The 12436-nt window shown below is 43.9% G+C and carries 6 protein-coding genes; all 6 read left to right on the top strand.

Features of this window, described 5'->3' with window-relative positions; all coding sequences use genetic code 11:
* The first annotated feature begins 51 nt into the window (after window positions 1–51).
* The 6 genes from rpoC to BW716_RS03045 all read left to right on the top strand — a co-directional run bounded on the left by rpoC (window position 52) and on the right by BW716_RS03045 (window position 12424).
* Window positions 52–4347: a DNA-directed RNA polymerase subunit beta' gene (gene rpoC / locus BW716_RS03070; RefSeq protein WP_083720864.1), complete on the top strand. Its 4296-nt coding sequence runs from the start codon at window positions 52–54 to the stop codon at window positions 4345–4347.
* Between the two features lie 97 nt (window positions 4348–4444).
* Window positions 4445–5125: a DUF4397 domain-containing protein gene (locus BW716_RS03065; protein WP_179090979.1), complete on the top strand. Its 681-nt coding sequence runs from the start codon at window positions 4445–4447 to the stop codon at window positions 5123–5125.
* A gap of 115 nt (window positions 5126–5240) precedes the next feature.
* Complete coding sequence (locus tag BW716_RS03060; RefSeq protein ID WP_179090978.1) at window positions 5241–5852, top strand: OmpH family outer membrane protein; 612 nt, start codon at window positions 5241–5243, stop codon at window positions 5850–5852.
* A gap of 177 nt (window positions 5853–6029) precedes the next feature.
* A complete protein-coding gene (locus tag BW716_RS03055) occupies window positions 6030–7463 on the top strand; it encodes an APC family permease (protein ID WP_083720858.1) in 1434 nt (477 codons plus the stop codon).
* Between the two features lie 692 nt (window positions 7464–8155).
* Window positions 8156–9088 (top strand): FecR family protein, encoded by a 933-nt coding sequence (locus tag BW716_RS03050; protein WP_083720855.1) that lies wholly within the window; start codon window positions 8156–8158, stop codon window positions 9086–9088.
* A gap of 144 nt (window positions 9089–9232) precedes the next feature.
* Complete coding sequence (locus tag BW716_RS03045; protein WP_083720853.1) at window positions 9233–12424, top strand: TonB-dependent receptor; 3192 nt, start codon at window positions 9233–9235, stop codon at window positions 12422–12424.
* Window positions 12425–12436: the final 12 nt, after the last annotated feature.

Genomic DNA, 12436 nt, shown 5'->3' with positions numbered 1-12436 from the left:
TGTAAAGCCGGAACTCTTTTTCCCATGTGAATTTTCTTTAAACAACATACAATGGCCATCAAGAAAGAAAATCGTCCTAAATCAAACTTTAATAGCATTACCATTAGTCTGGCGTCTCCGGATAGCATCCTGGAGCGTTCTTATGGCGAAGTGCTGAAGCCGGAAACCATCAACTACCGTACTTATAAGCCGGAGCGTGATGGTTTGTTCTGCGAAAGGATATTCGGCCCTGTAAAGGACTATGAGTGCTATTGCGGCAAATACAAACGTATCCGTTATAAGGGTATCGTGTGCGACCGCTGTGGTGTGGAAGTGACTGAAAAGAAAGTACGTCGCGAAAGAATGGGCCACATCCGTCTGGTTGTACCTGTTGTTCATATCTGGTATTTCAAATCCCTTCCAAATAAGATCGGTTACCTGCTGGGTATGAGCTCCAAGAAACTGGAGACCATCGTGTATTATGAAAGATACGTGATTATCCAGGCTGGTGCTAAACAGGAGAAAGGCCTGAATTATGGCGACCTGTTAACTGAAGAAGAATATCTCGACATCCTGGATACCCTGCCAAAGGATAACCAGCTGCTGAGTGATGATGATCCTAACAAGTTCATCGCTAAGATGGGTGCGGAAGCAGTAGAAATGATGCTGGCCAGAATTGATCTGGATAGCCTTTCTTACCAGCTGCGTAACCAGGCTGCTACTGAAACCAGCCAGCAACGTAAAGCGGAAGCCCTGAAACGCCTGAGCGTAGTAGAAGCATTCCGTGAAGCAAATGGTCGTGTTGAAAACCGTCCTGAATGGATGGTGATGCAATATATCCCTGTTGTTCCACCAGAACTGCGTCCGTTAGTTCCATTGGATGGTGGTCGTTTCGCGTCTTCTGACCTGAACGATCTGTACCGCAGGGTAATTATCCGTAACAATCGTCTGAAACGCCTGATCGAAATCAAGGCACCAGAGGTGATCCTGCGTAACGAAAAACGTATGCTGCAGGAAGCGGTTGACTCCCTCTTCGATAACAGCCGTAAATCAAATGCGGTGAAAGCGGAAGGTGGTCGTGCACTGAAATCACTCTCTGATGTACTGAAAGGTAAACAAGGTCGTTTCCGTCAGAACCTGCTCGGTAAACGTGTTGACTATTCCGGTCGTTCCGTAATCGTGGTTGGCCCTGAACTGAAACTGCACGAATGTGGTCTGCCAAAAGATATGGCGGCAGAGCTGTTCAAACCATTCATCATCCGTAAGCTGATCGAAAGAGGTATCGTTAAAACGGTAAAATCTGCGAAGAAGCTGGTAGACAGGAAGGAAGCAGTAGTTTGGGATATCCTTGAAAATGTACTGAAAGGACACCCGGTAATGCTGAACCGTGCTCCTACGCTGCACCGTCTCTCCATTCAGGCATTCCAGCCTAAACTGGTAGAAGGTAAAGCGATCCAGTTGCACCCGCTCGTGTGTTCTGCGTTCAACGCGGATTTCGATGGTGACCAGATGGCGGTACACGTACCGTTGAGCAATGCTGCGATCCTGGAAGCACAACTGTTGATGCTGTCTTCACACAACATCCTCAACCCACAGAATGGTACGCCAATCACCCTGCCTTCACAGGACATGGTTCTTGGTCTGTACTATATCAGTAAAGGAAAGAAATCTACCCCTACTGAAAAAGTAGAAGGTGAAGGAATGGCTTTCTATTCTGCTGAAGAGGTGATCATCGCTTACAACGAACAGAAAGTGAACCTGCACGCAAATATCCGCGTAAAGGCAAACATTCGTAACGAGAAGGGTGAGTTGGTGAACAAGCTGATCGAAACGACAGTAGGTCGTGTGATCTTTAACCAGCACGTTCCAAAAGAAGCTGGGTATGTAAATGCACTGCTGACTAAGAAATCACTGCGTGAGATCATCGGTGACATCATTAAATTTACTGACATCCCGAAAACTGCGAAGTTCCTGGATGATATCAAGCAATTAGGTTTCCGTACGGCGTTCCGTGGTGGTCTGTCCTTCAACATCAATGACCTGATCATCCCTGAGGTGAAACAGGTAATGATCGACAGCGCATCTAACGAAGTGGACGAAGTATGGGATAACTATAATATGGGTCTGATCACGAATAACGAACGTTATAACCAGATTATCGATATCTGGTCCCGTGCAGATACCAAAGTAACTGAAACGCTGATCCGTGAGCTGGCGAATGACAAACAGGGCTTCAACTCTGTATACATGATGCTCGACTCCGGTGCGCGTGGTTCCAAACAGCAGATCAAGCAGCTGGCAGGTTTGAGAGGATTGATGGCCAAGCCACGTAAAAGTGGTTCTACTGGTTCAGAGATCATCGAAAACCCGATCCTGTCCAACTTTAAGGATGGTCTGAACGTATTGGAATACTTCATCTCTACGCACGGTGCGCGTAAAGGTCTTGCGGATACGGCGTTGAAAACAGCGGATGCTGGTTATCTGACCCGTCGTCTCGTAGACGTTGCACAGGACGTAGTTATCAACGAAGAAGATTGTGGTACCCTGCGTGGTATTGCTACTTCAGCGCTGAAAGACAATGAAGAAATCGTAGAACCATTATACGATCGTATCCTGGGTCGTACATCCCTGCAGGACGTATTTGATCCTCATACTGAAGAGGTGATCGTTGAAGCAGGTGGTATAATCGATGAGGATATCGCTCACCGTATCGAAAACAGTGCGATTGATACTGTTGAGATCCGTTCTGTACTGACTTGCGAAAGCCGCAGAGGTGTGTGTGTGAAGTGTTATGGTAAGAACTTGGCAACCGGTTATACGACTCAGCGTGGTGATGCCGTAGGTATCATTGCAGCACAGTCCATCGGTGAGCCTGGTACTCAGCTGACACTGCGTACCTTCCACGTGGGTGGTGTGGCTGGTTCTACATCAGTAGATACTGGTCTGGCTGCTAAATTCGAAGGAACCGTACAGTTTGATGGTCTGCGTACCACTACATACGAAAACAACGATGGTGATAAAGTACAGGTGGTAATTGGCCGTACAGGTGAATTACGTATCGTAGACGTGAAGAACGATCGTCTGCTGATCACCAACAACATTCCTTACGGTTCTACACTGCTGGTGAAAGATGGCCAGAAGGTAGCGAAAGGTGATATAATCTGTACATGGGATCCATACAACGCCGTTATCGTATCTGAAATCGCTGGTAACATCCGTTTCGATAGCATCATTGAAGGTATCACCTTCCGTGAAGAAGCTGACGAGCAGACAGGTCACCGTGAGAAAGTGGTTATCGAAACCAAGGATAAGAATAAGATCCCATCCCTGTTCGTAGATGGTAACAAGGAAGTGAAATCTTATAACTTACCAGTAGGTTCACATATCGTAATCGAAGAAGGGGAAGCTGTAAGAGCGGGTCAGGTAATCGTGAAGATCCCACGTATCCTCGGTAAACTGAGAGATATCACGGGTGGTCTGCCACGTGTAACTGAACTGTTTGAAGCACGTAACCCAAGCAACCCTGCTATCGTATCTGAGATCGATGGTGTGGTAGCCTTCGGTAACATCAAACGTGGTAACCGTGAGATCATCATTGAAAGCCGTGAAGGTCAGATCAAGAAATACCTGGTGCCATTGACACGTCATATCCTGGTACAGGATGGTGACTTCGTGAAAGCAGGTACTGCGCTGTCTGATGGTTCTATCACGCCTGCAGATATCCTCTCTATCAAGGGTCCATTTGCCGTACAGGAATACCTGGTAAATGAGATTCAGGAGGTTTACCGCTTACAGGGTGTGAAGATCAACGATAAGCACATTGAGGTGATCGTACGCCAGATGATGCGTAAGGTGAATATCGAAGATCCGGGCGATACCCGTTTCCTCGAAGGAGATACCACCGATAAGTTTGAATTCTTTGAAGAAAACGACCATATATTCGATAAGAAGGTAGTAACAGAAGCTGGTGAATCAACTTTGTTGAGAGCTGGTCAGATTGTTACCCTGCGTCAGGTAAGAGAAGAAAACTCTCTGCTGCGCCGTTCGGACAGGAAACTGGTTGAGTTCCGCGATGCGAAACCAGCTACTTCCAGCCCGCTGCTGCAAGGTATTACCAAGGCGTCTCTGGGTACACATAGCTGGATCTCTGCTGCGTCCTTCCAGGAAACCACGAAGGTATTGTCTTCTGCTGCCATCAACGGTAAGATAGATGACATGCTGGGTCTGAAGGAGAATGTGATCACAGGTCACCTGATCCCTGCAGGTACAGGTTTACGCGAGTTCGAAAACATGATCGTAGGTTCCAAAGAAGAATACGATATCCTGGCATCTTCCAAAGAAGTGTTCCAGTTCGACGAAGAAGAATAAGCGAAATGCTCAAACTATAAAAAAATGTCCCGTGCGTAGTGCCGGGACATTTTTTTTACGTGTAACTTTCGGACAATTTCTATAAATAGGTTTGATTGTGAAAAAATTCATTGTATTACTGGTCATCATAGCAGGGATCTATGCTTGCAACAAGGATAGTGATAGCTCTATACCTGACACTACATCTTATTTGAATGTATTTGTGGCCAACCCGGATGCCAGCTATGATATTGTATTGGATACGACCTCCATGGGTACTGGCTTGTCTCTGGGAGAATATACCGGTTATAAATCATTTACTGCAAAGCGTTATACTTTGTGCATTTTTGCCACCGGCGACAGGGAAGATACATTGATACAGGGGCAGATCAGTTTGCGTAATAACCATTATTACACTATATACTTCGAGAAGAACCACAATAATATATTGCAGTTCCTGGCCACTGAAGATAAAATGGGTGCAACAAGCAGCAAGACAGTAGGTTACCTGCGTGTAGTAAACCTGAGTGATAGTTATGACACCACTGGAACTACGGCAACAGTCATGGATTTTGGTATCGATGGTACGGAGTTTTTTTCCAACATTGGTTACCTGGGATACTCTGTTTTCAAGGAGATCACACCGGGTGCCCATTCACGTGATATAAGGGATGCTGATTCAACAAGCCTGAATACAGCTGATTTCAACATTGAGGCTGGGAAGAGTTATAGCTGGATTGTATATGGAAATGCTTTGGTGGCTGACAGTTTTAAGGTAGTGACTTTTCAGCATAATTAAAATGTGAAAGAGTTGTTAAGAAACTGTGGGCATTAGTATTATAACGTAAAAACCTTATTTTAGCCGTTTAATTTTTAAAATGTATTTAAGGAGATTAAAAAATCCACCTAACAACATGCGCACTAAACAAATTGTGAAAAGCGGATTATTGGCAGCATTCGCAGCCGCGACATTTATGGCTTGTCAACAACCTGTCAAGAAGGATACCGAATCATCAGCACCTGCCGCAGGTACAAGCGCTTCGACCGCTTCGAACGGTCTCGTTATTGCTTACGTGGATATTGATACTGTAGAAGCTTATTATAACTACTTCAAGCAAAAGAAAACTGAGCTGGAAACCAAACAGCAGGCTATCGAAAACGAACTGCAGGCAAATGTACGTGCATTGCAGAACGAAGCAGCTGATTTCCAACGTAAAGCTACCGGTATGACCCAGTCAGAAGGTGAAGCTGCTCAGCGTACCCTGTATCAGAAACAGCAACAACTGGAAGGCAAAGCACAGAATATGCGTGCGCAGTATGCTGAACAGGAAAGCAAATTCAACGAAGAACTGCAGAAGAGACTGAACGACTTCCTGGAGAATTTCAACAGCGACAAGCGTTATGCATATATTTTGTCTTACCGTACAGGGGCGAGCAACATCCTGTTCAAAGACAAAAAGTATGACATTACTCCGGAAGTTATCAAAGGCCTGAATGAGGCAGATGCAGCTAAGGAGAAAAAATAAATAGTTGCTATAGCAAAAACATATAAAAAAGTTTTTAACTTGGAATCCCGTTTCGTGGAGCTTTAGATGAACTGAAGCATTTACGGAACGGGATTTTGGGTAGTTACAGGCCAGTTGTTTTTTGAGTAATTCCACCGTATTTCTGGATGTAGTGCTACAATCAACTAAAATCTAATTATGAGTAACCAGGACACAAATAACCATCAGACGGCTTTCCGTCCCAGTCTTAGTTTGCTGGATGCAACTATGATAGTAGCCGGATCGATGATCGGGTCAGGTGTATTTCTCGTATCAGCGGAGATTACCAGGTCCATTGGAAGTGCCGGATGGCTTACCCTGATGTGGGTATTAGGAGGTATTGTGACTATTATAGCAGCCGTTAGTTACGGCGAACTATCTGGTATGTATCCACGTGCCGGCGGCCAGTATGTGTACCTCAGAGAGGCTTATAATCCCTTTATTGCATTTTTATTTGGCTGGACACAGTTCGGTGTTATACAGGCCGGTACTATAGCGGCAGTAGCCGTAGCATTTGCAAAGTATTCAGCGTTTATCATTCCATTCTTCAGTGAGGATAACATCCTGCTGGATCTGAAGCTCTTTACCGTCTCTGCGGCCCAGGTACTGGCTATTATCTCAATAGTAGTACTAACCTGGATTAATACCAGGGGGATCAGGAATGGCAAGATTATTCAGACAGTATTTACATTGGCAAAACTGATATCTCTGTTTGGGCTGATCGTATTCGGGTTTTTGCTGGGGGCAAAAGCGGAAGTCTGGTCGGCTAACTGGGCGCATGCCTGGGATGCGATGAGCGTGACAAAAGCAGCCGACGGCACAATCGTTACCACAGCGTTGTCTGGCCTGGCACTGTTTGGTGCAGTGGCAATTTCGATGAAAGGATCACTGTTCAGCAGTGACGCCTGGAACAATATTACTTTCATTGCGGCAGAGATCAAGAATCCACAGCGGAATATAGGCAGGGCATTGTTTCTGGGTACATTCCTGGTAACAATTGTATATGTGAGTACGAACCTGATGTATATAGCTGTGTTACCTTTACAGGAAATTGCATTTGTACCAAAGGACCGCGTCGCGGTTGCAGCAGCTACGCATATCTTTGGAAACGGAGGTGCGATAGTGATTGCTATCATGATCATGGTTTCGACCTTCGGTTGTAATAATGGATTAACCCTGGCCGGCGCCCGTATCTACTACACCATGGCGCAGGACAAATTGTTCTTCAAAAAGGCAGGAGAACTGAACAAGTTTAATGTTCCCGCCAACGGATTATGGATTCAATGCCTGTGGGCTTCTTTGTTATGTTTGACTGGGAAATACGGAGATTTGTTGACCATGGTAATATTCGGGGTATTGATATTTTATGTGATCACTATCCTGGGTATTTTTATCCTTCGCCGTAAGCAACCGGATATGCCACGACCTTATAAAGCATTTGGTTATCCTGTATTACCTTTGTTGTATATAATAGTTGCGGCATCATTAGCGTTGTTATTACTGAAATTTGAGTTCAACTATGCTATATCAGGATTGGGTATTATCCTGTTAGGTATTCCGGTGTACTATGTGGCAATGGCGCGGTCTAAATAGCTAAAGAAGACAAGAAAAAGCTAATGTGACACAAAAGTTGTATGTAAAATGGTTGGAAATTTATGTGACTGTTGTGGAAATTTCAGTGAATTGATGTAATTTGCATAGAGACTTCCGAAAGGACCCGACGAATTGGTTTGTGTGTAACCCTTGACGAACACGTATGAATAGAAAACCCTTTGTCAATACTGTGTGTACCTGGTGGGGTATTTTATCATAGTCATCACAACTACAAACGCGAGCCCGCGGCAATATAGATTGATAAGGATGGAATGAGTGCCAGCGACTTTAAGATTGTGTGTAAACAAGTATTGTTGCATTGGATAATGATGTATAGAACCTTGTCATTGTTGCCCGGCTGGGTGTAGCGAAATTTCCGGAAGACTAAATTTAAATTCAAAAAAACATTTTCTGATTTTTTAAATCATTCAAGATATTTTTCTCATTAGGTGGGGGCTTTTAGATATGTTAAGATCTGGAGCCCCATGGTAAACCATTAAAAGCCTACACGATTTGCATTCTCGAACATTCACATGACAATCTTAACAACAAGCGTAAGGTATCTACCCTACGCTTTTTTTTGCTCCTATGTTAAGCAATTATTAACTCCATTTTTTGATTAGTACTCCCTCTTTTCTGCAACGTACTCTCTATGCTGACCACAAAACAGTATTCGTTTATCCGCCATAAAAATGAACATTGACAATTCACTACTAGAAAAATACTTTAAGGGAACCTGCACGGACGAAGAGGTGAAGCTGGTAGAAGCTTATCTCAGTCAGCCTGCAACACCAGAAGCAGATGCGTGGTTTGAACAGGTGTATGAAGAGAGTGCTGCTACCCCGGTTGTAAGTATGAAGCGGGCAACCTACCGTAGGTGGTATGGCGTGGCAGCTGCAATAGCGGTATTGATCAGTTTCGGTACATGGATGTGGCAGTGGCAGCAAAAGGGCATGGGTAAACATATGATGGCCATGAAATGGGATACATTGGCAAATGCCGGTAATGATATAAAGCTCATGACTATGACAGACGGTTCTGAAGTATTGCTGGCACCACATTCATCCGTTATTTATAATCAACAATATAACGATACAAGTCGTGAGCTATGGCTGGAAGGTGAGGGCTATTTTAATGTGAAGCATGACCCCAGTCGTCCGTTCAGTGTCCAGACCGGTCATTTGAAGACCACTGCCCTTGGTACTGCTTTTAATATTGCTACGAACAACAAAGCTGATGGCACGATAGAAGTAAGTTTGCTGGAAGGAAAGGTATCTGTAGCAACATCCACGTTTTCATGTATCCTTCATCCGGGGCAGATGATTGCCTTCAATAATGACAAAACGCAATTATTACCAGTTACTTTTAACAGACAGGAAGTAACAGATTGGAGACAGGGAAAAATAGTATTTGATCAGACGCTTTTGGAAGATGCATTTGCCCGGATACAGGCACGTAAAGGTTGTAAGATTATTGTAGATCCTGCATTTAATGGAAAGAAAAAAGTCTCAGGCATATTCCCGGCCTCCACGCCGGTTGAAAGTATACTGGAAGCAATGCAATATGTGCATGGTTTTAAGATTGAGAAAAGAGGAACAAACACGTATGCGATCGTAACACCTTAAAATAATATTTAAAAGACACAACTTAATAACTGTACTGGCGCCTGAATGCGCCATGAAGGGGACAACCCGCACCTATCATTTTTAACATAAACGCAATTCTAAAGTATGCAAAAATCTACAAACAGATTTTGTAATGGGGAAGTTATGTATTCCTGGAAGGCTTTCCTGTTGTGTTTTTTACTCACAGGGAGTACTGTGGCGCTGTCTGCGCAATCCTACCAATCTCTGAATGACAAGGTATCTGTAAACCTTGCAAACACGAATGCAGCAGCTGTTGTAAAATCGCTTGAGCAACAAACAAAGTACACTTTCGCTTACGATCCTGAGTACCTGCAACATTGTGCATTGGAAGAAGTGAAATTCAATTCGCAGTCCTTATCTGCAGTATTACATTACCTGGATGACTATGCACCAATTGACATCACTTACGCGAACAATACGGTGGCACTGAAACAAGGCAGACAGCTTCGCAATGCCGCCCTTGAAAAAGGCCGTGTAACAGGTAAGATCGTAGATAGTAAAAACGAACCTTTACCAGGTGTAACTATCCTGGCTAACAAAGGTCAGGGCGCTGTGACCAGTGTAGATGGTACCTATGATCTGAGTCTGAATCCGGGTGTGTATACCCTTACATTCAGCTATGTATCTTTTGATACCCGGCAGATCACTGAGGTGAACGTGGCTGCAAAAGGTGTGACACCGCTGAATGTAGTGATGAAAAGTACTGGTTCCCGTTTGAAAGAAGTTACTGTAACTGGTAATTACAAAAGAGCATCTGTAGAAGGGTTGTATGCTATCCAGAAAAATAATGCAGGTATTACGGATGGTATCAGTGCTGAACAGATTAGCCGTACGCCTGACAAGAATATCGGGGAAGTGTTGAAACGTGTGAGTGGCTTGTCGACTATGGAAAATAAATACGTAGTAGTTCGTGGTCTGAGTGAAAGATACAACCAGGCAGTACTGAACAATCAGGTAATGCCAAGTACGGAGTTGAATAGAAAGAATTTCAGCTTCGACATTATTCCTGCTAACATCGTAGAGAATGTTACTGTGGTAAAGACACTTACTCCTGATCGTAGTGCTGAATTTGGAGGCGGTCTTGTAGAGGTGAATACATTAGATATTCCGACACAGAATTTCTTAAACATAGCAGTGGGTGGAAGTACCAATAGCCTGACTACCGGAAAGAATTTTCAATCCCTGCAGTTAGATGGTAGTGAGTATTGGGGAAAAGCAGCACCACATCGCGATCTGCTGGGTAAGCTGGATTGGAACAGTACTGCGGAAATTAAAGCTGCTTATAGTGCAAAAGGAAATGAAGCTACCGCATTCAATAATAACTGGGGTGTGTATGAAATGAAAGCTCCGGTTTCTCAGAACTATCAGCTCTCTGCCGGCAGAGTATTCAATGCGGGCTCAAAGAATCAGTTTGGCCTGGTGGTATCTGCAAGTTATCGCAATACTTTTCAGACACAGGATATCAGAATGAGCCATGATAATTTCGATGGTAAAGTAAATGCGGATGATCCGGATCGTGCGGGTTTCAGCGGCAAGCGTTATGGCTTAACCACTAACCTGGGCGGACTGGCAGGTATTGGATTCAGATCACCACGCACACGTCTGGGGTTTCAGACATTATTCCTGCGCACGTATGATCAACAATTGATTATAGGGAAGGGACAACACTCTGATCCAAGTGGATTGCTGCTGGGGTACTACGACCTGACTACACAGACAGACATGTGGCAGCATCAGTTGAAAGGTGAGCATTCTATTGGCAATAAAGGGATTAAGTTCAAATGGATGGGTAGTTATTTAGTGATGGACAAACAGAAGCCTGATAACCATCAGCTGTTGGCTAATGTGGTTGAGGATGATAAACTGGAATCCAATGAATTCAACATCAGTTCTCCATTTAGTAGTGGTATCAGTTCAGGTGCTTTACGCTGGTGGAGCAGAGCGTATGAGAAGAATTACAACTGGGATGCTGCTTTGTCAGTACCGTTCAATTTCAGTCCCGGCAATTTTGTTTCACAGAATATTTTCAAAGTGGGATATGCCGGTTGGAGCAAAGACAGGCTGTTTTATGTGTTGAACACCGGTTCTCAAAATTATAATACAACGGATTATCCGCCACTGGCAAAGACATTTGTTCCCGAAAGAGGTGGTAGCATTTACATCAGTGATTACTCTGATGATTTTCACAAAAAAGCGGCATTGCATGGAATGTACCTGATGCTGGATGATAAGATCGGAGATAGATGGCGACTGGTATGGGGACTGAGAGCAGAGTATTACAACCTGAATAAAGCGAATGACGCACTGGATTCTTTGTTCCATTATATCAACAGCACACGTGGTACTGACGAGAAATTTGACTATAGTGAATTAACGAACAGAGAGCCAAACTGGAATTTCTTCCCATCTGTGAATCTGACTTATAGTATGACACCTACTATGAACCTGCGTTTGGCGTATTCGAAGAGTATCATTCGTCCTGACCTGCGTGAGATGTCATTCTTTAGAGAATACGATTTTGAATTAGGTGGTATTTACCAGAGTGAGCTGGTGAGGTCCACGATTGCGCACCACTATGATTTCCGTTACGAATGGTATCCGGGTGCGGGAGAAGTGATTTCAATGTCCCTGTTCTATAAGAAGTTTGGATACTCCATGGAGATATACAATGATGAGCAGAGTGGTGGTATCTATAACCTGAAGAATAATAAAGATGCAAAGAACTATGGTCTGGAAGTAGAGGTGCGTAAGTCCCTTGCTTTTACAAAAGTGCCTGTATTACGCAACATCGTGCTGTATGGCAACTTTACTACACTGAGAGCTTATGTAACTCCGATGGATGTGAATTACAATGCGATTGATCCCAATAATCCATTGAAGGTAACGCCGATTGAAACGGTGGGTAAGGAAGAAAGAAGACCACAGACTGGTGCCAGCAACTACATGATGAATGCGGGTATCTTCTATGATGTGAAGCCTGCTTCTGTAAGCCTGGTGTACAATTATATTTCAAACAGAATGTTCCGTCCGGATGAAGCATATATCTATTCGCTGTATGAGCGTCCATTGGAATCGCTGGATGCACAACTGGCAGTAAGATTTTTGAAACAAAAAGGTGAGGTGAAACTGAATATTGCAAACCTATTGAACAGTTCATCTCTTGTATATCGAAATAGTTATAGTGATGGAGATATCACTAATGGAAAAAAGACACCTTCCACGAAAGAATTGTTGTATCAGAACGGGAAAGACCTCATCAATTATGAAGCTAAGCCAGGCCGTACTTATAGCATTACAATCAGTTACAAGTTCTAGTAAACGCGTTTC

Source organism: [Flexibacter] sp. ATCC 35208 (genome assembly GCF_001975825.1).
GTDB lineage: Bacteria > Bacteroidota > Bacteroidia > Chitinophagales > Chitinophagaceae > Chitinophaga.
This window is presented reverse-complemented; position numbering and strand designations above follow the sequence as displayed.